Source organism: Amphibacillus xylanus NBRC 15112 (genome assembly GCF_000307165.1).
GTDB lineage: Bacteria > Bacillota > Bacilli > Bacillales > Amphibacillaceae > Amphibacillus > Amphibacillus xylanus.
Window position 1 is genome coordinate 1349534 of record NC_018704.1, and the last position, 25782, is coordinate 1375315.

26 protein-coding genes are annotated in these 25782 nt (G+C 34.7%); 3 read left to right on the top strand and 23 right to left on the bottom strand.

Annotated elements, in window-relative coordinates; all coding sequences use genetic code 11:
- Window positions 1-24 precede the first annotated feature (24 nt).
- Window positions 25-1209 carry an MFS transporter gene (locus tag AXY_RS06745; protein WP_015010049.1) on the bottom strand — a complete coding sequence of 395 codons (1185 nt, stop codon included), beginning with the start codon at window positions 1207-1209 and terminating at the stop codon, window positions 25-27.
- A 181-nt stretch (window positions 1210-1390) separates the two neighbouring features.
- Here AXY_RS06745 and AXY_RS06750 point away from each other — a divergent pair, with 181 nt between their 5' ends.
- Complete coding sequence (locus AXY_RS06750) at window positions 1391-2680, top strand: hydroxymethylglutaryl-CoA reductase, degradative (protein WP_041450129.1); 1290 nt, start codon at window positions 1391-1393, stop codon at window positions 2678-2680.
- 61 nt (window positions 2681-2741) lie between these two features.
- Here the strand turns inward: AXY_RS06750 and AXY_RS06755 are convergent, their stop codons facing one another.
- Window positions 2742-3917, bottom strand: a complete 1176-nt coding sequence (locus AXY_RS06755; RefSeq protein WP_015010051.1) for a hydroxymethylglutaryl-CoA synthase — start codon at window positions 3915-3917, stop codon at window positions 2742-2744.
- Between the two features lie 224 nt (window positions 3918-4141).
- Between AXY_RS06755 and AXY_RS06760 the strand changes: the two genes are divergently transcribed.
- On the top strand, window positions 4142-5320 hold the full coding sequence (locus AXY_RS06760) for an acetyl-CoA C-acetyltransferase (protein WP_015010052.1): 1179 nt from the start codon (window positions 4142-4144) through the stop codon (window positions 5318-5320).
- Window positions 5321-5356: 36 nt separating this feature from the next.
- On the opposite strand, the gene AXY_RS06765 is transcribed toward AXY_RS06760, so the two are convergent.
- The 17 genes from AXY_RS06765 to AXY_RS06840 all read right to left on the bottom strand — a co-directional run bounded on the left by AXY_RS06765 (window position 5357) and on the right by AXY_RS06840 (window position 20317).
- Window positions 5357-5881: a methylated-DNA--[protein]-cysteine S-methyltransferase gene (locus tag AXY_RS06765; protein WP_015010053.1), complete on the bottom strand. Its 525-nt coding sequence runs from the start codon at window positions 5879-5881 to the stop codon at window positions 5357-5359.
- A gap of 52 nt (window positions 5882-5933) precedes the next feature.
- On the bottom strand, window positions 5934-6512 hold the full coding sequence (locus tag AXY_RS06770) for a chromate transporter (RefSeq protein WP_015010054.1): 579 nt from the start codon (window positions 6510-6512) through the stop codon (window positions 5934-5936).
- The gene (locus AXY_RS06775) at window positions 6509-7057 is read right to left on the bottom strand and encodes a chromate transporter (protein ID WP_015010055.1); all 549 of its coding nucleotides are present in this window, start codon (window positions 7055-7057) and stop codon (window positions 6509-6511) included. Before AXY_RS06775 ends, AXY_RS06770 begins: the two co-directional genes overlap by 4 nt.
- A 190-nt stretch (window positions 7058-7247) precedes the next feature.
- The gene (locus tag AXY_RS06780; protein WP_015010056.1) at window positions 7248-7682 is read right to left on the bottom strand and encodes a YndM family protein; all 435 of its coding nucleotides are present in this window, start codon (window positions 7680-7682) and stop codon (window positions 7248-7250) included.
- Between the two features lie 71 nt (window positions 7683-7753).
- On the bottom strand, window positions 7754-9631 hold the full coding sequence (gene htpG / locus AXY_RS06785) for a molecular chaperone HtpG (RefSeq protein WP_015010057.1): 1878 nt from the start codon (window positions 9629-9631) through the stop codon (window positions 7754-7756).
- Window positions 9632-9826: 195 nt separating this feature from the next.
- Window positions 9827-10153, bottom strand: a complete 327-nt coding sequence (locus tag AXY_RS06790; RefSeq protein ID WP_015010058.1) for an IDEAL domain-containing protein — start codon at window positions 10151-10153, stop codon at window positions 9827-9829.
- Between the two features lie 236 nt (window positions 10154-10389).
- Window positions 10390-10662, bottom strand: coding sequence for a transposase (locus AXY_RS12575; protein ID WP_081585439.1), 273 nt, complete (start codon window positions 10660-10662; stop codon window positions 10390-10392).
- 24 nt (window positions 10663-10686) lie between these two features.
- Window positions 10687-11316, bottom strand: coding sequence for a V-type ATP synthase subunit D (locus tag AXY_RS06795; RefSeq protein WP_015010059.1), 630 nt, complete (start codon window positions 11314-11316; stop codon window positions 10687-10689).
- A 7-nt stretch (window positions 11317-11323) separates the two neighbouring features.
- Entirely contained in the window at window positions 11324-12700 is a 1377-nt protein-coding gene (locus AXY_RS06800) for a V-type ATP synthase subunit B (RefSeq protein WP_015010060.1), read from the bottom strand.
- Window positions 12684-14477 carry a V-type ATP synthase subunit A gene (locus AXY_RS06805; protein WP_041450130.1) on the bottom strand — a complete coding sequence of 598 codons (1794 nt, stop codon included), beginning with the start codon at window positions 14475-14477 and terminating at the stop codon, window positions 12684-12686. Before AXY_RS06805 ends, AXY_RS06800 begins: the two co-directional genes overlap by 17 nt.
- Before the next feature lie 16 nt (window positions 14478-14493).
- On the bottom strand, window positions 14494-14805 hold the full coding sequence (locus AXY_RS06810; protein WP_015010062.1) for a V-type ATP synthase subunit F: 312 nt from the start codon (window positions 14803-14805) through the stop codon (window positions 14494-14496).
- A complete protein-coding gene (locus tag AXY_RS06815) occupies window positions 14795-15799 on the bottom strand; it encodes a V-type ATPase subunit (protein ID WP_015010063.1) in 1005 nt (334 codons plus the stop codon). The genes AXY_RS06810 and AXY_RS06815 overlap by 11 nt, the downstream gene beginning before the upstream one ends.
- A 115-nt stretch (window positions 15800-15914) precedes the next feature.
- Window positions 15915-16493, bottom strand: coding sequence for a V-type ATP synthase subunit E (locus tag AXY_RS06820; RefSeq protein ID WP_015010064.1), 579 nt, complete (start codon window positions 16491-16493; stop codon window positions 15915-15917).
- 27 nt (window positions 16494-16520) lie between these two features.
- Window positions 16521-17000 (bottom strand): V-type ATP synthase subunit K, encoded by a 480-nt coding sequence (locus AXY_RS06825; RefSeq protein WP_015010065.1) that lies wholly within the window; start codon window positions 16998-17000, stop codon window positions 16521-16523.
- A gap of 2 nt (window positions 17001-17002) precedes the next feature.
- On the bottom strand, window positions 17003-18985 hold the full coding sequence (locus AXY_RS06830; protein WP_015010066.1) for a V-type ATP synthase subunit I: 1983 nt from the start codon (window positions 18983-18985) through the stop codon (window positions 17003-17005).
- The gene (locus AXY_RS06835; RefSeq protein ID WP_015010067.1) at window positions 18972-19298 is read right to left on the bottom strand and encodes a hypothetical protein; all 327 of its coding nucleotides are present in this window, start codon (window positions 19296-19298) and stop codon (window positions 18972-18974) included. The genes AXY_RS06830 and AXY_RS06835 overlap by 14 nt, the downstream gene beginning before the upstream one ends.
- A gap of 152 nt (window positions 19299-19450) precedes the next feature.
- Complete coding sequence (locus AXY_RS06840; RefSeq protein ID WP_015010068.1) at window positions 19451-20317, bottom strand: CvfB family protein; 867 nt, start codon at window positions 20315-20317, stop codon at window positions 19451-19453.
- Window positions 20318-20432: 115 nt separating this feature from the next.
- On the opposite strand from AXY_RS06840, the gene AXY_RS06845 reads away from it, so the two are divergent.
- Entirely contained in the window at window positions 20433-20870 is a 438-nt protein-coding gene (locus AXY_RS06845; protein ID WP_015010069.1) for a YaiI/YqxD family protein, read from the top strand.
- A 94-nt stretch (window positions 20871-20964) separates the two neighbouring features.
- On the opposite strand, the gene ilvA is transcribed toward AXY_RS06845, so the two are convergent.
- From ilvA to proB, 4 genes are all read right to left on the bottom strand, one after another.
- Window positions 20965-22224: a threonine ammonia-lyase IlvA gene (ilvA, locus tag AXY_RS06850; RefSeq protein WP_015010070.1), complete on the bottom strand. Its 1260-nt coding sequence runs from the start codon at window positions 22222-22224 to the stop codon at window positions 20965-20967.
- Between the two features lie 106 nt (window positions 22225-22330).
- The gene (locus AXY_RS06855; protein ID WP_015010071.1) at window positions 22331-23257 is read right to left on the bottom strand and encodes a manganese-dependent inorganic pyrophosphatase; all 927 of its coding nucleotides are present in this window, start codon (window positions 23255-23257) and stop codon (window positions 22331-22333) included.
- Between the two features lie 81 nt (window positions 23258-23338).
- Window positions 23339-24586, bottom strand: a complete 1248-nt coding sequence (locus AXY_RS06860) for a glutamate-5-semialdehyde dehydrogenase (protein ID WP_015010072.1) — start codon at window positions 24584-24586, stop codon at window positions 23339-23341.
- Window positions 24587-24588: 2 nt separating this feature from the next.
- Window positions 24589-25704, bottom strand: a complete 1116-nt coding sequence (proB, locus tag AXY_RS06865; RefSeq protein ID WP_041450299.1) for a glutamate 5-kinase — start codon at window positions 25702-25704, stop codon at window positions 24589-24591.
- Between the last annotated feature and the right edge of the window lie 78 nt (window positions 25705-25782).

A 25782-nucleotide genomic window follows, 5' to 3' on the forward strand; every position in this document is an offset into this window, starting at 1 on the left:
TATCAATCGTAAATGATGGATCCTTTAGTTTGGTTTAATGGCTAATGCACCAACCAATGCTGCTAAAGCACTAAATCCCGCTAATACAAAATATAACAGTTTGAAATCGCTTTCAATAATCGCTACTATAGGTGGACCTGTAGCTACACCTAAAAACCTCATGCTACTATATATTGACGTTACACTTCCTCTAATATTTTTCTTGACGCCCTTAGTTATTAAGGTATCTAGACATGGCAATGAAAGTCCTATTCCTATACTTGAAATAGACAAAAATATCGTCATTAATACAAGTCCAATCCCCTTAAAGATAAATAAAAACGGAATACTAACCAAAAGGTTCCCACCAAAAATTATCCGCTTCATTAGGACTTTATTGTCACCAATAATTTTTCCAGACAGAAACGATGAAATACATAATATCAATAAAGGTATTGCCAATATAAGTCCGCCATATACTCCCTTAATTTCGTACTCATTTTCAAGTAGATTTGAAAAGTTAAATTGATATCCGAATAGCACGAACATATTTAATACACCAATAATGAAAACGGAAATAATCCACTTTCCATCTTTTCTAAATGTTTTGTTAATTTTTTTCTTAAAAGCCTTGAAAGCTTGATGATCGACAGCAGTCCTTTTCGGTACTTTCACTAAAAATATAATCAACAACAGAGCAGTAATTGAAAATATCGGGACAAAAATAAATGGTAGATACCAAAGAAATTGAGCCAATAATGACCCGATGATAGGACTTAAAACTTTCCCAAATGTGTTTGATGTTTCGATGATACCTAGTGCTTGACTTGCATCATCCTCATCCCTATACATATCACCTACTGTCGGTATGACAACGGGAAACGCACCAGCGGCTCCAACACCTTGGATAAACCGTCCAATCATTATTAAATAATATGGATCGTTAAGCTTCCAGGAAGCAAAAGCAGAGATCGCTCCACCTATTGCGACAATGATCAAACTTGGTATAATTACGACTTTTCGTCCAAATCGATCAGACAAGTAGCCAGCAATGGGGATAAATACGATGGCTACGACGGAATAAATCGTTATAATAAGGCTTGATTGTAATTGAGTAATACTAATTTTAGACTGTAAAATCGGTAGTACGGGGATTAACATAGAATTTCCAAGCGTCATGACCAACGGGATAGAGGCAAGTGCAAGTAAATCAAGTTTTTTTCGTTTCATTCATTATCATCCATTCAGTATCATTTTAAATAACTTACTATATTTTGAACTGATCGGTCCTTTTCATACTATGGAAATCATCTTCACAGTTACTGTTTGTCAATTGTGTTACAATACTGTTAGCATATAAGCAGATCAATAGATAACTCATATCTATTCACATAAGTTTGGAGGTTAAATGATGAAAAAAAATCAATTAGATAAATTTTATATGAAAACAATTGAAGAGCGGATTGAAGCTCTAATAGAACTTAATAAGGCAGACCATCGTTCAGTAGCAGATTTTAAAGCAGATTTAATCTTACCGGAAGAAATTAGCGATCATATGATTGAAAATGTAGTTGGAACTTATCAGCTTCCACTAGGATTAGCACTACACTTTTTAATTGATGGACAGGACTATTTAATCCCAATGGCTACTGAAGAACCATCAGTTGTGGCAGCTGCAAGCTTTGCTGCTAAAACAATTCGACTAGCTGGTGGCTTTACTACAGAGGCGAAATCGCGAGTGATGATCGGTCAAGTGGCACTTAAAGATATAGATGATAAAGAAGTGGCAATCGAAGAAATCATAAAAAATCAAGATCAAATCATCTCAATTGCAAATAGCGCCCACCCTTCTATCGTTAAACGTGGTGGAGGAGCTCAGAAAATTGATCTTCGTTGGATCGATAAAGATGATGAGTATGGTACTCCCCCATTTCTAGTTATTCATCTTCATGTTGATACTCAAGAAGCAATGGGTGCAAATATGATTAATACAATGGCCGAAGCTATTAAGCCTTATTTAGAGCAACTTACAGGTGCGAGAGCTGTTATGGGGATTTTATCAAACTATGCGACTGAATGTTTAGCAACTGCGAGATGCCAAATTCCAGTGAATATATTGGAACGTCGCGGCCTTTCAGGTGAAGAGGTGCGTGATCGAATTATTGAAGCTAATCAATTTGCTCTAGCTGATCCCTATAGAGCAACTACAAACAATAAGGGGATTATGAATGGTATTTCCGCTGTCGTATTAGCAACAGGTAATGATACGCGTGCAATTGAAGCAGGTGCGCATGCATATGCAGCAAGATCCGGGCAATATCGTTCACTAACAAAATGGACAAAAGCTGAAAATGGTGATTTATTAGGTGAACTAACAATGCCTTTACCAGTTGGTACAGTTGGTGGATCGATTACGATTCACCCAGGTGCAAAATTCGCCCATCATATTCTAGGTTCACCTCATGCAAAACAATTAGAGTCAATTATCGTATCAGTAGGATTAGCACAAAACTTTGCCGCAACAAGAGCGCTTGTAACAGATGGTATTCAAAAAGGTCATATGGCATTACAAGCGAAGTCTTTAGCGATTAATGCAGGTGCAAAAGGAGAAGAAATTCAAAAAGTCGCTCGCCGTCTTCGTAAAGAAAAACATATGAATTTAAATACTGCAAAACAAATCTTGGCAGAATTACGTCATTAAAAGTAACACCCCTAACTTTGATCTAGAAGTTAGGGGTGTTGATTTAATTATAAATTAAAATTTATAAATGGTTTTTATTCACATATTGACGCATGTGATCTTTAATACCTGCTAAGCAAATTGGTGCAGGATCCGCTTCAATATCTAATTCAATATCTCCGATTCCATTAGGGATCGTATCCATAAATACTTTTTCATAGCGATCAATTGAAATCTGCTTACGATCTTCAAGCATTTGTACATGTTGCTCGGTTAATAAATGATTTCGATAATCAGGTTGTAGAACACCTGTAAAGAACTCACCAACAGAACCAGATCCATAGCTAAATAGCCCAATAGTTGCTCCATCTTCAAGCGAGTTATTTTGCTCAAGCAATGAAATCAGGTTTAAGTATAAAGAACCTGTGTAGATGTTACCAACAATTGCATTATAATGTTTAGCTACTTCATAATAGTCTAATAGTCGCTTCTTATCAGCTTCATCTGCATCTTCTAATACAGCTTGAAGTGCTTTTAAGCCCATTTTTGTATACGGTGTATGAAAAACTAATGCTTCAAAATCTTTTAAGCTTGTCTGTGTTTTTTCTTGATATTGGGCAAACAATTCCTTAAAGAAATTGATATACTGGATAACAGAGAATTTACCTTGAACGTATGCTGTATCTGAATATAAAGGTCGCCAAAAGTCCATCGCATCGTCTGTCTGATATACACTTGGACTCTCAATTGTCATTAGTTTCGGATCACGAGCGATAACCATCGCTACTGCCCCTGCACCTTGAGTGATTTCTCCACCTGTATTTAAACCATAGCGAGAAATATCTGAAGCAAGTACTAATACACGGCTATCTGGATTTAAGGCGACATGCCCTTTAGCTATTTGAATGCCAGCTGTAGCACTATAGCATGCTTGCTTAATCTCGATTGAACGAGCTGATTTTTTTAAGCCTAATAAATCATGCGCAAATATTCCGGCAGCTTTAGAATGGTCGACTCCCGTTTCAGTTGCAAAAATAACATAATCTATTTTATCAATATCATCTTGAGTTAAAATTCTCAATGCCGCATTTGCAGCTAAAGTTACTGAGTCCTGTGTTTTGGGTGCTACTGCCATTTTTTCTTGTCCAATACCTACTTTAAATTTACCTGGCTCAACACCTCTAGCCTCAGCTAAATCACCAGTATCAATATACATTGCTGGTGTATAAAAGCCTATTTTGTCAATTCCAATTTTCATTTCGGTCACTTCCTTTAAATATTTACTTCATAAATAAAGTAAAACGATAATTATAACAGGCTAAATTAAATTCTTAAGTATACTTTAACATGAATAAATAAATTTCACTAATTATTATTACGGTTTTATAGATAAAAAGCAATTTAAATATATTAAATGAATAACTCACGAAAATCTGTTAAAATTGAATAGTAACTTCTAAGCTGAAAAAGGAGTTGTTTATAATGGAAGAAATCGTAATAGTTAGTGCTGTACGTACACCAATTGGAAAATTCGGTGGTGCTTTAAAAGATATTTCTGCGCGACAATTAGGTGCAATTGTAGTTAAAGAAGCAATTAAGCGCGCTAAATTAGATCCATCTGATATTGACCAAGGAATTTTTGGACAAGTGTTACAAGCTGGATCAGGTCAAAATGTGGCTCGTCAAATATTAGTAGATGCAGATGTTCCTTACTCAAAGCCTGCGATGACCATCAATGAAGTTTGTGGCTCTGGATTAAAAGCTATCATTCTAGGTAGTCAACAAATTCAACTTAACCAAGCAGAAATAGTTGTCGTTGGTGGTGTTGAAAGTATGAGCAATGCCCCTCATATCCTACCAAATTACCGCTTTACCAAAGAGCTAGAACAAAAAAATCTGATTGATTCAATGATTCATGATGGTTTGACAGACGCATTTAGTCACATGCATATGGGTATTACTGCGGAAAATGTAGCAAAGAAATATAATGTTACTAGAGAAGAACAAGATCAATTTGCACTAAATTCTCAACATAAAGCTCAACGTGCTCAAGAAACAGGTAAGTTTAAAGACGAGATTGTCCCTGTTCCTGTTATATCTGAGACTGGAGATGAGGTACTATTTGATCAAGACGAACATATTAGAAAAGATGTTAAAATAGAAGATTTAGCTAAACTTAGAACTCCTTTTCTTGAAGGTGGTACTGTAACTGCTGGTAATGCTTCTGGAATTAACGATGGTGCAGCAGCATTAATCTTAATGAAAAAATCAACAGCCGAGAAACGAGGACTAAACTATTTTGCAACAATTAAGGATTACGCTGAGATTGGTATGGATCCAAGCTTAATGGGCTATAGCCCTTATCTATCAATTAACAAACTCGTTGAAAAAGCTCAAATCGATCTTAATCAAGTTGATTTATTTGAAATTAACGAAGCCTTTGCAGCACAAAGTATTCCAGTTGTTCGCGATTTAGGGATTGACCCTAACAAAGTCAATGTAAATGGTGGCGGAATCGCTCTTGGTCACCCTATCGGTGCTTCCGGAGCAAGAATCGTCGTGACACTCCTTCACGAAATGAATAAGACGGATGGAAAATTAGGAATCGCTAGTCTTTGTGTCGGTGGCGGAATTGGTGTATCTATGCTTGTTGAACGATAAAATAGTAAAAAGCTAAAGATTGATAAATATTAATCTTTAGCTTTTTTCATGATCAGATTTTTCAATGTTTAGTAAAGCTTGCTTTAATGCTAGACCTGAACGAAAACCTGTTAATTTATTATTTTTACCAATTACACGGTGACAAGGCACAACGATAAGGAGTGGATTTTGTCCAATCGCACGACTGACTGCTCGAGTTGCGGTTGGACGATTCATACGTTGTGCGAGTTCACTATAGCTCAATGTCTCACCATATGGAATGTCCTGAAGATAACGCCAAACATTTTTTTGAAAGTCAGTACCTTTTTGATCGATTGCGAAATCAAATGTTTTAAGCTCGCCAGCAAAATATTTAACTAATTGTTCAGTTTCGGCTACAAATAGCTGGTCATTTTGAATCAGTTGAAAATGATTAAATCTTTTTTTAAACCAGTTATCTGCAAAATGATTCGCCCTATCTATGTCTGTCTCAATTAGCGTTAACCCATGTTTTGTCTTATATAATGTTAATTGATAATCTTGGATATTAATTGTCGTGTAATGAATCATGGTCTGAGACATTTCATCTCTCCCTTTAAATAAATCTAAATGATTTAATGCTCCCATTGTACAGTTATTGCGCAAATTTAAAGACAATTCCGATGATAGCTGATAATGCAATAAAAAAGATTGGATGTAAATGTTTTATTCGCTTATATCTCATTAAGAGAAAAATAACAATCGCCAAGACAAGTGCCTTCCAATTAACAAATCCTACCCAATCATTAAATTCTCTTAATTGATTGAAATCGAATAAATCAATCCAAACAACCGAGAACCCCGCTGCAGCGATAAGAGCAGTTGAAGCGGGTCTTAATCCATAAAATGCAGCATCTACAATATGATTATCTCTAAATCTCGTTAGAAAACGAGCTATGATTAAAATTATTATAATGGATGGTGTTACTAGTCCTAATGTAGCAATAATTCCACCGAAATAGCCTGCAGTTAGATGACCTGTATATGTAGCCATATTAATGCCGATCGCTCCTGGAGTTGATTCAGATATAGCGATCATATCAGCAAGCTGTTCATGGCTAAACCAGCCCATTCTATCAGACATATCGTATAAAAACGGTAATGTGGCTAGACCACCACCAACTGCAAATAAACCAGCTTTAAAAAACTCATAAAACAGTTGTAAATATATCATTTTTCAAGTCTCCTTTCTTGCCATTTTGCGATAACACCAAGTACTCCAGCCATAACAACAAATAATGCCGGGGACCAGGTTGTGAAAATGGAAAGTGAAAATACAAGGAGAAAGATTAAAAGTCCTACTTTATCCACAACTGAGCTTTTCCATAGCTTTAATACAGCATTTAAAATTAAAATATAAACACTAACACGGATTCCAGCAAATGCGTTTTGTATAACGGTAGAATCTGAGAAATTACGCATGAACATTGCTATTAATGTAATGATTATGTATGAAGGAAATACTAAACCTAGTGTTGCAATGATTCCGCCTAACACCCCTCGCTGTTTTTGTCCGATAAATGTTGCTGTGTTAACTGCAATGATACCCGGTGTTGTCTGACCAATCGCAAAATAGTCAATCATTTCTTCTTCTGTTGCCCATTTCTTTGCTTCTACCACTTCTTTTTGTAAGATTGGTAGCATTGCATAACCGCCACCAAACGTTAATAAGCCTACACGTGAAAAAGTTAAAAATAAATCCAGATAAATTTTCAACATCATCCCCCTAACTATCTTTTCTTTATCATTTAAATACTAATAAAAGCTTACGGATTAATGACTCGAATGTCAAATAGTATCGAATTATAGGTTAATAAAGTGATATCTAACATAAATTTAATCATAAAAAAAACGCACTATGAATTTAAAGTTAAACTCAGTGCGCTTGTCAGACGTAGTTTTTATTTTGTCAAAAAAAATCATCGATATCATCAAATATAGGGTCAAATTCCGAAGAGAACTCCGTTAAATAATCATAACTACTGGTAAATATATTGTCTTGTCGTAGATTAAGCTCATCAACAACATAGAAATGAAAAAAGATTTCATAAAAACTGAGCACAATCGTTGAAATAAACGCTGCTATAAGTTGATCACCGCCAAACTTGATCAGTCCTAGCATTGAAAAAATTAGCACAAAATTAGCGACAAGATCAAACATCGTTGCGATAAAATTATTTGTTCGTCCTAAGATAATAATATCGCCAACATAATAAATCAGTAAACTAATCAAACTTACAAAGATAATTTGACTGATTGATATTCCATAAGCTATTCCTAAAACTAAATATAATAAGATTAATGTAGCAGCATACTTGATGCTTAATAATTTTATATGTGCCATCCTATCACCTCCATAGCATTAGGATGGCACAGTTCGACAAATTTATACATTTACAAGGAGTAAAATGTTGCTTATTTTAATACTTCCCAAATATCATTTGTGTAGCTTAGTGGATCCTCAATAGGCAATCCCTCAATTAGTAACGCTTGATTATATAAAATGTTTGTTAGTTTCTCAAATTTCTGATTGTCTTTATTAAAGGCAAGTTTTAGAGATTCAAAAATATCATGATTCGTATTAATTTCTAAGATCTTATTAGCTTTAATACCTTGATTATCAGGCATCATGCTTAATACTTTTTCCATTTCAATCGAAATTTCACCTTCATTTGTTAAGCAGACAGGATGTGATTTTAATCGTTTAGAACGTCGAACATCAGTTACTTTATCTTTAAGAACCTCTTTCATTTGATCAAAAAGATTTTTCTCTTCGTCTGTTAACTTTTCTTCTTTTTCGTCTTGCTCATCATTTAGGTCAAGATCTCCGCTCGATACAGATTTAAATGTCTTACCTTTATATTCATTTAACATTTTAATTGCAAATTCATCGATATCCTCTGTTAAGTACAGTATTTCAAAGCCTTTCTCTTGAACCATTTCAGTTTGAGGTAAGCGCTCAATTCTGGCATTCGTTTCACCAGTTGCATAATAAATGACTTCTTGTCCTTCTTTCATTCGTTCAACATATTCAGCAAGCGAAACGAGTTTCTTTTCAGTTGAAGAATAGAATAGTAGTAAATCTTGTAAATCGTCTTTATTCTGTCCGAAATTGTTATAGACGCCAAATTTCAACTGACGACCAAACGCTTTATAAAACTTCTCGTACTTGCCACGGTCATTACGCAACATCTTTAATAATTCTTGTTTAATCTTACGGGTTAGATTTTTTTCAATTAAGCTGAGTTGGCGATCATGCTGAAGCATCTCACGTGAGATATTCAATGATAGATCCTCTGAATCAACCAAACCCTTCACAAAGCTAAAGTGATCTGGCAGTAGTTCAGATGCCTTATTCATAATTAAAACACCATTTGAATATAACTCTAAGCCCTTCTCATATTCTGCTGAATAATAATTGAATGGGGCCGTTTCAGGGATATATAAAATCGCTTGATAACGAATATTACCATCCACACTAATATGAATATGTGTTAGTGGCTGATCAAATCCATAATGCTTCTCTTCATAAAACTTCACATAATCTTCATCAGTTAATTCTGTCTTGTTCTTTTTCCAAATTGGCACCATACTATTGATTGTTTTTTCTTCGATAACTGTTTCATACTCGTCTTTTGATCCTTCTTTAAGCTTTTGTTCACTCATTTCCATCTTAATTGGATAACGAATAAAATCCGAATACTTTTTAATAATTGATTGCAGACGATATGTTTCTAAATATTGATCGTAATCTTCGTCTTCTTCATTTTCTTTAATAGTTAAAATAATCGTCGTACCAACCGTTTCTTTATCACATGGCTCAATCGTATACCCTTCTGCTCCTTCAGAATACCACTGGTATGCTTGATCTGCGCCATGAGCTTTAGATTTGACAGTTACACTATCCGCTACCATAAATGCAGCATAAAAACCAACACCAAATTGACCAATAATATCATGACCATCTTTAATCTCATTTTCATTTTTAAATGCTAATGAACCACTTTTAGCAATAACACCTAAATTAGTTGCTAATTCTTCTTTCGTCATACCAATTCCAGTATCAGTTATTGTTAATTGACGTTTTTCTTTATCAACGTCTATTTTTATGTAATAGTCACTTTGGTTAAATGTAATTGAATCATCAGTTAAAGCTTTGTAATACATCTTGTCAATTGCATCACTTGCGTTAGAGATTAGTTCTCTTAAGAAAACTTCTCTTTTAGAGTAAATTGAATTAATCATCAAGTCTAATAGTCGTTTTGATTCTGCTTCAAATTGTTGCATTACCATATCTATCTCCTCTTTCAAAATTCATTGATTAGCACTTGAAGGCCTAGAGTGCTAACATATATTTTTTATCATAGAATTACAGTGATGTCAATTGAAGTGATAATCCGACAAGATGATGATATTTTCAAAATAAAAACACTAGCTATATGCTAGTGTTAAGCTTAGTAATAATAAGATGTTATAAATCTATAATAACTAGTTTTGTTTTACCTTTAATGCTTGATACTTTATCATTAATGAGTCAAACCATGCTTTATCATTAGTTAATAAGGCAAGGTCTATTAACTGTTTAATTTCAGCTACACTAAATTGTTCATTTTCCTGATCTACAGTTACTTTATTTAATTCTACTTGGATACTTTGACCAGAAAGGAATTGATTATCACTTGTTACAACACGTAGTTGAACAACCTCATTATTATCAATTGTCTTTTCAACATATCCGTGAATCAATTCTCCTTTACTTGACTTAAGCTTAACCCAATCACCGACCATTACCTTTTTGTATTCTTGCGGACTCATGTTTTGACACCACCTTTTGTTTGAATTAACTGAATAATATGAATTATCATACATTTAGTTAAATGATATTGTAATCATAAACTTGATTGGTGTCAACAAAATTGTTTTGGTAATATATCTAGATTTTTGGGTTCATTGTCAAATAGTGTTGGTAGGTTATATAATTAGCCGAGAATAAATTTATATTAGCTTTAATAAAGATACAACTTGTTCACCTGCTGTTTTTCACTTATAAATTAAATGGCTGCTTCATATCGTGTTTCTTTTTGCATTTTTTTACTCGAATTTGTTTCTATTACTTTAAACTTGAAGTGAATCATAATTCGTTTCTTGAAATTATAAAAATTACGATAACCGTATGCGACTTTGCTTAGTAACTTAATCTTGTAGTTAATCCCTTCAATTCGACCGTTGTTGTATGTGTGAATAAAACTATTCTGTATATATTGTACAACCGATTTTTGAATAATCGCTGAGTGTATATTCAAATGAAAAAAACCATTCGTCAATTTTAACGAATGGTTTTATATAGTTTACTGCCCCATATCTTTAACTTTCATAATCCGAGTGATGTTAGCACGTTCATTTTCTTCTAGTTTCATTTCGATATAATATATCGTTTCTTTTAGTTCTGGTATCTTTAAATATTCAAGTGCGTTAACACGGCGTCTCGTTTTCTCAATTTCATCAGCCATAAGTTGACAAGTTTTCTCGATCTCAGATAGTTTAAGTAACTTCGGTAAAATTGTCTTAATTCGTTCAATTGCTTGATCTAATTCACTATTTGAATTCAGAAAACCGTATTGCATCTCAGGCTCTATTACAGATTCATCGACCGTAAAATTCATTTGAGGTACGATAACACTCATAATGTTCTTTTCTTGAATATCTAATGAAACTGTCGTATTAGGAACGGCAAATAATTCTTCAATAAATGCTTCATTCAATAATGATTTTGCTACTACAAAAGCACGCATTGCTTCTGTTAGTTCTTGTTCAACTGCAGAACGTAATTCATTATTTTCACGAATTAATAAAATGAATTGTCGCATCAGCTCGTCTTGTTTATCTTTCAAAAGCTTATGACCACGGGTTGAAATAGCTAAACGGTCTTTAAGTTTGGATAATTCCATCCTTGTTGGCTTGACATCTAATCGCGCCATGACCTAATCACTCTCCTTCCGGCATAAACTTTTCAATCATATCACTCTTAATTCGCTTCAATTCTGATTTTGGTAAGATCGAAAGTAGTTCCCAACCAAGGTTTAAAGTTTCTTCAATCGTACGGTTTGTATAGAAACCTTGATTAATGTATTCTGCTTCAAATCGATCAGTAAATTCTACATACAATCGATCAGTTTTAGATAGAGCAGAATCACCTAATACAACCGCTAATTCTTTCGCTTCTTTACCTTTTGCATATGCAGCAAACAATTGGTTCATTGTTGGTGCATGGTCTACTCGAGTTTTACCTTCACCTGTTCCTTTATCCTTTAATCGTGATAAAGATGGTAAAACATCAATCGGTGGTTTAATCCCTGCATTGTGTAAATCACGTGAAAGAATAATTTGTCCTTCAGTAATATATCCTGTTAAGTCAGGAATTGGGTGAGTAATATCATCCTCTGGCATTGAAAGAATCGGTATTTGAGTTACTGATCCTTTTTTACCAACTAAACGACCTGCACGCTCATACAATGTTGAGAGGTTAGTATATAGGTAACCAGGATAACCACGGCGACCAGGAACCTCACGTCTTGCAGCAGAGATTTCACGTAATGCCTCACAATAGTATGTCATATCAGTCATAATAACGAGTACGTGCATATCTTTTTCAAACGCTAAATACTCAGCAGTTGTAAGTGCCATCTTAGGCGTTGCGATACGCTCAATTGCTGGGTCATTAGCTAAGTTAATAAACATAACTGAACGGTCAATAGCGCCAGTTTTACGGAAGTCTTCCATAAAGAATTCAGCTTCATCAAATGTGATCCCCATTGCTGCAAAGACAACCGCGAATTTTTCATCACTATTTAAAACAGCAGCTTGACGTGCTATTTGTGCAGCTAATTCTTTATGTGGTAAACCTGAACCAGAGAATACCGGTAGCTTCTGACCACGTACAAGTGTATTTAAATGGTCAATTGAAGAAATACCAGTTTGAATAAATTCGTCTGGATAGTCACGAGCAATTGGGTTGATCGCTTGCCCGTTAACATCTAGACTAGCTTCTGGAATGATAGCTGGTCCATTATCAATTGGTTGACCCATTCCATCAAAGACACGACCTACCATGTCTTCTGAAACATCAATTGAAAGTGGGCGTCCGCGGAAACGGACTTTTGTATCTTTAATATTAATTCCACTTGGTCCTTCAAAAATCTGAACCATAGCTTTATCGCCGTCAACTTCAAGTACTTGACCGTGGCGAATTTCACCAGTTTGCATTTGAATTTCAACTAGTTCATCATATTTTACACCTTCAACTTGCTCTACTGCCATCAGAGGTCCAATGACTTCACTAACTGTTTTATATTCCTTCAGCATTATCTGTCACGCCTCCTCTAAAAACAATTTGATGAATCGTTTCTTTAATATCTTCTTTAAGTTGACGAATTTGATCAATTTGATCTTCGCTTATATATTTAGCTCTAGCAATTCGATCACGAATTTCATCAGTGCCTTCAATAATTTCATTGAAGTAAGCACCAAGTTTCATCGCTTCACGAGCCTCTTTTTCAAATGATAAAATTAAATCGAGCATTAAGAATTGTTTTTGACGCGATGTATATGTATCAACATCGTCAAAAGCATTTTGCTGGAGATAATCTTCTTTTAATGATTGAGCAATAACCATTGTGAGACGATCTTTCTCTGATAATGATTCAATACCAACTAAACGCACGATCTCTTCAAGCTCTGCTTCTTCTTGTAAGATGTTCATTGAATGTTGAACCATATTAGACCAATCTACTTTTAGTTCATTATCCATATACTCTCCAACTTCTGTAAGGTATAGAGAATATGAAGTTAACCAGTTTACAGAAGGGAAATGGCGTTTTTGTGCAAGTGATGAATCAAGTGCCCAATAAACCTTAACAACACGTAATGTGTTCTGAGTAACTGGTTCAGACGTATCTCCCCCTGGAGGTGATACCGCACCGATTGCTGTAATACTACCTTCTCGATCTTCTGATCCCACTGAAATAACGCGACCTGCACGTTCATAATATTCTGCAATTCGGCTTCCTAGGTAAGCTGGGTAACCTTCGTCACCTGGCATTTCCTCAAGACGACCTGACATTTCACGAAGTGCTTCCGCCCAACGAGATGTAGAGTCAGCCATAATCGCAACACTATAACCCATATCACGGAAGTATTCTGCAATTGTGATACCTGTATAAATAGATGCCTCACGCGCAGCAACTGGCATGTTTGACGTGTTAGCAATTAAAATTGTTCGTTCCATTAATGATTCACCAGTGTTTGGATCAATTAGTTCTGGGAATTCATTAAGTACGTCTGTCATTTCATTTCCACGTTCACCACAACCTACGTATACTACAAGGTCAACATCACTGAATTTTGCGATTTGGTGTTGAACAACTGTTTTACCAGCACCAAATGGTCCTGGAACCGCAGATACTCCACCTTTTGTAATTGGGAAAAATGTATCGATAACACGTTGACCTGTTACCATCGGTTGATTTGGATTTAACTTTTTCTTAAATGGACGTCCACGACGAACTGGCCATTTTTGTAACATCGTTAATTCTTTAATTCCATCTTCAGTCTCAACAGTGTAGATTACGTCATTTAGAGTGTATTCGCCACTTTCAATTGACTTAATCGTACCTTTAACACCATGTGGAACCATAATACGATGCTCAATAACTTTTGTTTCTTGGATTGTTCCAACAATATCACCAGGTATGACTTGATCACCTACTGATTTAGTTGCTGTAAATGCCCATTTTTTATCTCTGTCTAAATTTGATATATTAACGCCTCTGACTAAGTAATTACTTTCTGTCTTTACTTTAAATGCATCTAATGGACGTTGAATTCCGTCAAACATTTGTGAGACGATTCCTGGTCCTAATTCTACTGACAAGGCTTCTCCAGTAGTTTCAACTGGTTCACCAGGTCCAAGTCCAGAGGTTTCTTCATATACTTGGATAGAGGCAACATCATGTCGCATCTCAATGATTTCGCCTACTAGCTTCATATCCCCTACATAACAAAGGTCATGAATGTTCGCATGTTCCATTCCCTCTGCCATAACTAAAGGACCGGAAACTTTGACTATTTTCCCTGTTTTCAAATATGTCCCCTCCTAGTTATAAAATATTTTGTCCTACTGCTTTTTCAACGTTTTGTTGGATTCTGTTCTTCCCTATATTAAGTGATCCCTTATGATTCGGAATTAATATGATTGCTGGTTTAATCTCAGCATCATATCGCTTAATAGTATCTGGAATTTCTTTTGCAATTGCTTCAGTTAAATAAATGACGCCATAATTTTGCTCAGCTAATGAATCAATTGTTTCCCTGGCTACATTACCGTTATCTGTTGCAAATACATCAAATCCAAGTATTTTGAAAGGAAGTACCGAATCTTTATCGCCAACTACTCCAATTTTAAGAGCCATAAATAGGTCGCATCCTTTCTCTAATGATATCTTCATTAATTTGATTGTCTTTACCGACTAGAATTAATCGAATATTAGTAATTTCTCTTTCGACAGCAAAAATATAAGCCACTACAGGCATAGGGCCGAAAGCTTGATACTTACCCTCATCCATTAATTCGTTGATAATTTCTTCAATTATTAAATCAATCATCATTGGATTAAAGTCAGATCTAGAATCTGAAAAAACTTCATTTAGATATTTAGCATAAGGTTGACTTAAGTAAAGCTCACTTAATGCTGCTTTTCCTTGATCTGCTGCATCGATGAGTGTTTGTTTAGGTATAGACCCTGAACTAGATAAAACAGTATGCATAAATGATCGAGATTTATTCTGATTTAAACTTCGAATGACAGTCGATAAATTATCTAAATCTATCATGACATCAACGACTTTTGAAATTGTCGGATTATCTAATTCATCTGCGATTGCACGAATATGCTTGTAATAGTAAGTATCCATAAAAACATCAATTGCTTCAATCCGCTCAAATGTTTGATAATCATCCAAAGCAAGTTGAACCGCTTCAATCATAATTGGATCAAGAACTTCTGATTGTTCTGTTTTAACTAAATTACGTAAACTTGAAATCGACTCTTTTCCAATCGGAATTAATAAATGTTCAAGATCAATTTCTTTAACTTTTTGCTTCAGTAAAACTTTCAAATTATGATAGCTATACCGTAGCGTATATATTTGTATGACTTCACTATTTGGCGTAGTCTGAAAAAGCTCATTATAAACAGTTTGCAAACGAGTCATTAAAAACTGATCGAAGTTCTTCGTATGTAACACTTCTTGTTCATCAAAATAATAGTCAGTGCCCTTTAGAACATCTAAAGCACCACGAAGCCCTTCAGCTCGAAGCATTTTTTCAAAATCATCACGCGTAAACAATCTCGTTTCTGCTACGCGAATTTGTGTGTTAATGCCTTTATATTCAGTATCGTGCATTTATTCTCCCTCCTTACTGAGTATTGTGTACTATCAGTCTATTTTGTTAATTTTCCTCTGATAGTATAAGCAAAACTTTGACGGTCGCCACAAGCGCTTGACGATCAGTCAAGTTTTAAAAAGCTAAGGATGCAAGTTGTGGAGAAAATTCTTTTTTCAGCTCATTTATTAAAATATCAAAGCAGAAATTGTAATCAATTCCGCCTTGCTCTAAAATAAATCCAGCCTTATTCTTAACGATTTCGTCTGATACAGTAACAACTGAATATTGAGCTAATACTTCTTGTACAGGTTTTGATTTAATCTTATCTATTGAATGCTCACCAGGAACAATTGACCAGCTCTTATTTTGATCAATTTGTTTTAATACGCCTGAGATAAATTCTGCAAATTGGTTATCGTCCCAATTTTGAATTTCTTCAATAGCTTTGTCAAAGATTGTATTCAATAAAGCCTGTTTTTTAGCTAATATATTATTTCTTAAATTATTCTTCATTGTTTGTGCTTGACGTTCGTAATCGTTGTTGACACTTTGAACAATAAGTTCTTTTTGTTTCTCTTCATTTTGTTGAAGTTTCTGACGAGTTTCCTCAAGTTTGTCATCAGCAATTTTTCGATATTCAGCTAATTTACTTTCTCCTTGCTCTTTAGTTTGAGCTAGGATTTGCTTAGACAAAGCTTTAATATCTTCCATCGCTATCATCCTTTCACTATTATAATCTTAGCCTAATAAAATAAGTATGAAGGACATAACGAATCCTAAAATTGCGTAAGTTTCAACCATAACAGCATAAATAATTCCTTTTGTATTGTGCTCTTCACGTTTAGCTAAAATTTGAATAGCAGCTGTTGATACACGACCTTGTGCAATTGCAGATGTGAAACCTGTTACTGCAACAGGAATAGCTGCCATTAATAAGTAAATACCATCTGTTAAACCCATACCTGAATCCATGTTTAAGAAAATTAAGAACCCAATAACGAAACCATAAAGCCCTTGTGTACCAGGTAGTAATTGTAGGATAAGTGACTTAGCGAACTTTTCTGGTTGCTCTTTAATTAATGAAGCTGCTGCTTCACCTGTCATTCCAACACCTTTAGATGATCCCCAACCGCCAAAACCTACTGCTAAAGCGATTCCGAATGCTGCAAATAAAAATCCACCACTATTTTCGATAAAAAATTGTAACCAGCTTTCCATAATTAAATTCCTCCGTCTCTGTACTGTTTATTATTGTTTTTTAAATGAATATATTTTTCTGAGGCTTTTAAAGGCTCAAACGCCTTACCTCCACCTTCATAAAACTTACCAAAGAACTCAACAAAAATTAATCTCGCACCATGAACATAAGCACTTAGTAACGACAGACCAATATTTACAGCATGTAACGCAATAAATAAAAGAACGCCTATCGATAATCTTGCTATTGGTGGCATAAAATCAATGATCATATTAAACGCTAAGGCGATACTTCCACCTGATACTCCTAAAGCCATTAATCGAGAGTAACTAACGATATCTCCGATGTAACCCGTAATACCATATAGGTTATATAGCCCTAACCCTAATCCAAGACCTTTATTTTTAGAACTTGCAATAGCTGCTCCAAGTATTCCTACAGTTCCTAAAATCGCAATAATGATTCCAAATTGTGATACGAATTCATTATTTAGAATTAATGAACCTAGTAATAAGACAATTAAACCAACTAATATCCCAATCCAACCTAAACCATCACTAATTGCACCTAATGTATCATTGTCTTTCAGCTTCAAGTATGTTGTAAGACCTAGAGCAACAAGTATATGAATTAAACCGAAAACTACTGATAAAATTAGAATCGTAATAACATCATCCGATGTCGATAATAGTACAAATGGTAATTCGAATCCTAAGAATGATCCATATATTAATCCCCAAATGATTGTTGGGTAAGATAAGATATGGAAGAATCTCAAGTTTTTTCGCATAGATGGATCGAAATTAAACAATTTAAGTGCAAGAAAAGTTGCTAGCCATAAAATTAAGCCATAACCCATATCAGCTACCATCATGCCAAAGAAAACAAAATAGAATGGTGCTATAAATGGAGTTGGATCCATTTCTGTGTATTTAGGTAATCCATACATCTTCGTAACAGATTCAAAAGGAGCGATAAAACCATTATTTTTTAACACGATCGGAACTCGATCATAATCTTCTTCTTTAACGTCATCGATGAGTAAGGCGTAGTCCATTGGTTTAAATAGTGCATTTAATGCATTCTTTACAGAGTCAACCTCAGCTTCCTCTAGCCAGCCTTCCATTACAAATAAGTGCTTTTCATCAACAACAAACAGCTTACTCTTTTCACGTTCAAGCATCGCCCTATAATACTCGTCAGCTATCATTAATTGCCATTCTTCAGTTTTCATCGTTTCAAGCTTATTCGTGATTTGTTGATTGTCTTTTTGTAATTTTGTTAACTCTTCATTGATTTTTGCTAATGAGTCTTTTGAGTTGTTAACAAATTTAGATGTTAAATCATCAAAATGACATTCGTTAAGTAATTGTTGGATTAAATCCTCTTCAGAACGAACATAAGAGATGAAAATACCATGTTCATCTTTAGTCTGATATAACTCTTCTACATAAAGGTTATCAGCCTCTTTTAATAGATTAATGTATTGATTTTGAATATGTTGTGGAACCGTACCGACACGTCCAGTTATATATTTCGTATTCTGCACATCCTGCACTCTGAAGTTTAACTTAGTCCAGTTCGTAAAAAATGCATGCTCGTTTTCTAATTCTAAGCGAAGTTCTTCGTTTTTTTCGAGTTCTAATTGCATATTTAACAATTCATGCACCAAGTCAGTAGTTGAAAATTGCTCAACTTCAGCTGCAAGTTCTTCTAATGAGTATGATTGCTTATTAGTTCGTAACTTTTTTATCAGTGACGTTTTTGGTAAAAATGACTGAAGAAAAGTTAAAGCAGATTCGATTTGGTCAATTTGAGTTTCACAATTCTTGATAGTTGTCTGTAGCTTTTCAACATCATTAGTAGATACCTCTAGATCTCCTAAATCAGTTGCATGCAAGTCAACAACTTCTAAGTTTTGTAATTCTTGTATTGACTCTAATAACTGGTCTTTCTGTTCATGGAAAGATATGAGTGTCAATTTATTCATTTTAGCTATTGCCATACCGTCTCATAACCTCCTTAACAACTTCCTCAACCAGCTCTTGTTCCTTCTTACTAAATCGACTTTCTAATTGTTTGATTTGCTCCACTTCTTCTTGTTGAATTGTGTTCTGCAAAGTTTGCAATTTATCTTCAAGTTTTTCTAATTCTAGCGCTTTAAACTTGTTTATCTCAGTTTGATAGGCTTCTTCTAACTGAGCAATTTTACTTGCTGTGGCTTTTTTTAGATCTTGAAGTTGATTATCATATTCACGCTCAAGAGCTTCTGCTTGACGTTCAATTTCTTTAACTTTCTCTATCGTATTAACACTCATCCTTTGACACCCCCTCTACTTATAGCAAGCATCATTCAAAATATTTTAAAAGCCTCGAACATAGTTATTATAACGATTAAAACTCTTGCATTCAATTTTTTTAGACAAATTATTATCTATTTAGACAAACTTTATGACTTTATACCCGATTTTTATTGTTGGTCTTGGTCATTTAAGATTAAATATGTTTTGCCTTCTGCTTGTTTAATTAAACGATCTTTGTATAGTTTTCCAATCGCTCGTTTAAATGCAGATTTACTGATCCCAAATACTTTTTGAATTTCTTCAGGATCAGATTGATTATCAAGTAACATTTCACCATTATTTTCTTTTAAATAAGTTAAAATCATGTCCGCATCATTAAGACGTGCTTCTTGTTTTCTTGGCAGTAATGAGACATTTAATGTACCGTCTTGTTTTACTTCTATGACACGCCCTTCAACCCATTCACCTACACGAGGTTCTTTTTTCCGCTCAGTATAGTGAATAAAGCCGCGATATCCCTCCTCAGAAATGATAACAGCTCCTTCTTTGCCTGAACGGAAGACTCGTCCCTTAATATCTTGATTAAATAATGATTCTGGCGCACGGTCCCAATTATCTTCAAAATCACTTTCTTTCACCGGTTGAGCAAGCAAGCGATCTTTTTTATCGCGTTTTAATGTGACATATAATTGATCACCGACAATAGGCCAAGCTGTCATGTGTTGAGGTAAATCATCAGTAGATACAAGCACTTCAATATTTGAACCAATATCAACAAAAACGCCTAAAGTTGTATGTACTCTCACAACTTCCGCCCAATCAAATGCACTAAAGCTTACAGTTGGAATCTGATCTGTTGCGATCAGTTGATTTTTTTGATCATGATATAAAAATACTTCTACTTGATCACCTAGTTTTAATTGTTGATCTGTTTTTAACATAACTTGATTTGATCCATCTGATAGTATGTAACCCTCTTCTGTTTGTTGTTGAATCGTTAAGCTAACTCTGTCTCCAGATCTATATTTAGCCATTATTTTTCGCTCCCTTTCAATTCTGGTATAATTAAATAATTATGTGTGACATTAATAAACTGTTTTCCCTATTTAAATAAAAATATGTAATTAAACATAATAAGGAGAATAATTCATGATTATATATGTAGATGGAGATGCATGTCCTGTTAATAAAGAGATTATCTCGCTTGCACAAAAACACAATCGTTCTGTAGTGATCCTAAAAAGTTATGCTCACTTTTCTCATGATAAACAACCTGATCACGTGACAGAAATCTATGTTGATAGTGAAAGTGAAGCAGTAGATTATAAATTAACCGCGATGGCAAAAGAAAATGATTTAGTCGTTACTCAAGATTACGGATTAGCTTCATTTGTCCTCCAGAAGAAATGTCAAGTAATTCATCCACGAGGCTTTCATTACACGAATCGTAATATTGATCGATTATTACTAACCCGACATCAAAATGCACAAATACGAAAAAGTGGTGGTCGTACTAAAGGACCAGCTCCTTATACAGAAGAAGATCGACAACAATTTATTCGTGTTTTTAGTAAAGCTATTTACTAAGTTTGGCTTTATAAATACTTTTTAGTGATGTAATTTTGCACAAAAATAAGGTGGGTGTTGATCACACCACACCTATTTGGATGTATATTGATCATCAAATAAGGAAGTGAAATAAATCTTCATCCTTATTTAACTCGATAAATGAAAATTCATTCTTTCTCATTCGATCAATCAATGGCTGGTAGTCTTTTTTACTTTGTAACTCGATTCCTACTAACACAGGTCCTCGGTCGCGATTATTTTTCTTAGTATATTCAAAACGGGTAATATCATCGTTTTCTCCTAGTACTAGTGTTAAAAACTCTCTCAATGCTCCAGCCCGTTGTGGGAAATTAACGATAAAATAATGTTTTAACCCTTGATAGATCAAGGCACGTTCTTTAATATCTTGCATACGATCAATATCATTGTTGCCTCCACTGACAATAACTACTACGTTTTTGCCCTTTATTTCATCTTTAAAATCATCAAGTGCTGTCACAGGCATCGCACCCGCTGGTTCTGCAACAATTGCATTTTCGTTATATAAATCTAGAATTGTGTGACATATTTTACCCTCTGGGATTGTCGCAAATTCATCGACTACATTTCTAGCTATATTATAAGTTAAATCTCCGATCTGTTTTACACTCGCACCATCAACAAATTTATCGACCTCATCAAGTTTAACAACTTGATTTTCTCTAAAGGCAGCTTGCATTGAGGCTGCACCTGCAGGCTCTACTCCGACAACCTTAGTCTCTGGACTAATTTCCTTAATGTAAGAACCAACACCAGAAATGAGACCCCCTCCACCAACAGACATAAACACGTGCGAAATTGGCTCATCCATGTCTTCTAGTATCTCTAATCCAATTGTCCCTTGTCCAACAATCGTACGATAATCATCAAATGGATGAACAAATGTCATGCCATGTTTTTCGCAATACGCTTTTGATTCATCTGAAGCATCATCAAATGTGTCACCGGTTAAGATAATATCGACATAATCCCCACCAAAAAATGCAACACGATCAACTTTTTGCCTTGGTGTTGTCGTTGGCATAAAGATCATCCCTTTAACCTTCATAGCTTTACAGGAGTAGGCAACGCCTTGAGCATGATTCCCCGCGCTAGCACATACAACACCTTTTTTCATTTCTTCTTCAGTTAAACTTTGCATAAAATTATAAGCCCCACGAATTTTAAAAGAGCGGACTTCTTGTAAATCTTCTCTTTTTAAGTAGACGTTACAATTATATCGATCAGACAAAATCGGATCGAGTTGTAGTGGTGTACGTTTTACTACATCTTTAATTCTTTGAAAGGCAATCATGATATCTTTTATAGCTACTGACTTTACAGATTCGCTCATTGTTAAAAATCCCTTCTGCTAATAAGTAATACATTTAACCATTTCTATGGTAAATGGCTATGTCGAAATAAAGAGGCAACATGGTTTGTTGTTGCCTCTACTTGAATTAAGCTAATACATCTGTTAATTGAGGAACAATTTGTTTCTTACGTGAAACAACGCCTGGTAATGTAACTTTATCATTTTCCAGTGTTACGTTAAAAGCTTGATTAACAGCATCGACTCTGTCACCAAGACTCATAATAACTGAATCATTTGTTAAAATATTTGTAATCATTAATACATACAGATTTAGATTCTTATCTGTAATTATTGATGAGATTACTTGTTTAATTTCACTTTCTTGCTCTAGTAATTCATTTGGATCAACTGTATTAATTTGAGCTACTTGAACTAGGTTATCTCCCATTTCAAATTGCTTAGAGTCAATTGATAATAACTCTTCGATTGTCTTACCACTTAAATCAGCTCCAGCTTTTAGCATGTCAAGTCCGTAAATTTCAGGATCAACTTCAGCAATTTCTGCTAGTTCTTTTGCTGCAGTAACGTCTTCTTCAGTACATGTAGGTGATTTAAATAATAATGAATCAGAAATAATTGCTGATAGCATCAATCCTGCCATATCTTTAGGAATGTCAACACCATTTTCCTTATATAATTTGTTTAAAATTGTTGCTGTACAGCCGACAGGCTCTGCTCGGTAGTAAAGTGGGTCTGCAGTTTCAAAGTTAGCAATTCGGTGATGATCAATGACTTCTCTAACTCTTACTTCTTCAATATCACTAACACTTTGTTGTTTTTCATTATGATCAACGAGGATAACTTCATTTGTTTCATTCGCAACTGTTGTTACAACGCGTGGCGCACTTACTTTAAAATAGTCCAATGCAAATTGAGTTTCACCATTTGGTTCTCCTAATGCAACGGCCTCCGTCTCCTCACCAAGTTTATTTTTTAAATAACTGTATGCAATTGCTGAAGCAATCGTATCAGTATCAGGATTTTTATGACCAAAAATTAATTTCTTACTCACAATATCTCTCCTTCAATTAAATCGCTAGAATTTCTATCTCTATATATTCTAACGCAAAAAGTAAATTCTTTCATCAAAAAATTACTTTTTGTATTGTCCTTCCCCACTTAATTTATATTTTGTCGAAGTTAATGCTTCTAGTCCCATTGGTCCACGAGCATGTAATTTCTGAGTACTGATACCAATTTCGGCACCAAAACCAAACTCAAATCCATCCGTAAAACGGGTCGAGGCATTATGATAGACGCAGGCCGCATCGACTTCATTTAAGAATTTCACAGCATGGTCAGGATTAGTTGTCACAATTGCTTCTGAATGGCTTGTTCCGTAATGATTAATATGTTCAATTGCTTCTTCTACTGAATTAACAATCTTCATTGCTAAAATCATATCCAAATATTCAGTATTCCAATCGTCCTCAGTCGCATTTTTAATAGATGGATCAATTGACACAACTTGTTGATCACCCCTTAGTTCAACATGATGATCTTTTAACGCATCAATCAGATCTTTGCCAAATGAATAAAACCAATCTTTATGAATTAGGACTGTTTCGATCGCATTACATACTGATGGTCTCTGCGTTTTTGCATTGATCACTAGTTGAATGGCCATACTTGAATCGGCACTCTGATCAACATACATATGACAATTACCCGCTCCTGTTTCTAATACTGGTATTGATGATTTTTCAATAACCGTATCAATTAGCCTCTGACTTCCACGAGGAATTAACACATCTAAATATTTATTCATCTTAAACATTTGTTCTGCCGTTTTTCGACTCGTATCCTCTAACAATTGAACACTATTAATTGGCATGTTTGATTGTTCTAAGGCAGAACGAATGGCTTTTACAATCGCTATATTTGAATGTATCGCTGATGAACTACCTCGAAGTAATACAGCATTACCTGATTTTAAACATAATGCAGCAGCGTCAACTGTCACGTTTGGCCGTGCTTCATAAATTATTCCCACAACACCAATTGGTACCGCTACTTTACTTAATTGAATCCCGTTTTCAAGTGTCCAACTGTCTAATTCTCGACCAATCGGATCTGGTAGCTCTACTAAATCTAATAATCCATCACTAATCGCTTTAATTCTTTCAGGTGTCAGACGAATTCGATCCATCACGGCCTTGGAAATTTGATTTTGCTCTGCACTTAATAAATCCTCTTCGTTAGCCTTTAAGATCGCTTCTTGTTCTTCAAGCAATTGCTTTGCAATTAGAGTTAATCCTTCATTTCTATCCTTTGTAGATGCACGACTTAAATGAATACTAGCTTCTTTTGCTTGTTGACCTAGTTGTTCTAATCCAATCATTTTTATTCCTCCTTAATTGATATAATTAATTTGTCTCGATGAATAATTTCAGGTTTTTTAATTCCCGTAATTTTCATCGCTTCGTCACTACATAAACCTTTTATCTGTTTAATTTGATCATGTGCGTAGTTTACCTGTCCTTTTGCAATCACTTGATTACTCATACAGATTTCAACAACATCATTTTCATAGAATTGACCAGCAATATCGACAATTCCTACAGCAAGCAAGCTCTTGCCATCATTTAAAAGTGCTTGCTTTGCACCTTCATCTATATACAGCTTTCCTTTCGGCTTTGAGTGGAAGGCAATCCATTGCTTATGCTTTCTTACATGTGGGAGATGCTGGTCACCGATATAAGTACCATCACCTTTACCATTTAATATACGGATAAGCTTATCAACACCTGTATCCTTTCCAATAAAACAACTAACGCCTAAAGTGGTGGCCATTTTGGCAGCCATCAATTTCGACTTCATACCACCTGTGCCTACTTTTGAACTTGAACTTTGACTCATCTGTTCAATCATTTCTGATGAGACATAATCAATTTTATCAACACGCTTTGCATCCTTAACTTCATTTGGATTTTGATCATAAATCCCATTAATATCTGTTAATAATATAAGTGCATCAGCATTCACTAGTCCACTAACTAGTGCAGATAACATATCGTTGTCACCAAACGTTAATTCTTCAATTGCAACAGAATCATTTTCATTAATAATTGGGATAACACGACGCTTTAATAATTCAGTAATCGTTTGATAAATATTCGTAAATTGGACTTCTTCAGTAAAATTATCTCGTGTCAATAAAAGCTGTGCTGTTGTGTAACCATGCTCTTTAAAAATATGATTATAGGCTTCAATCAATAATCCCTGTCCTACAGCTGCTGCAGCCTGTTTACCAGCAACTGTAACTGGCCGACTAGAATAACCAATTTGTCTAAATCCAGCTGATACAGCTCCAGAAGAAATTAAGATAACTTCTACATCTTGATTCATTAAATGAATCAATGCTTCACTATGTTCTTTTAGCTTTTCTTTTGATAGTTCACCATTTTGATGTGTCAAAGAACTACTCCCGATTTTCACAACTACTCGTTTCCTTTTCATCGTCATAACGCCCTCTTTCTATACAAAAAAACTGTTTACACCCACTACAAATTAATGTAATGGACGAAAACAGTTCCG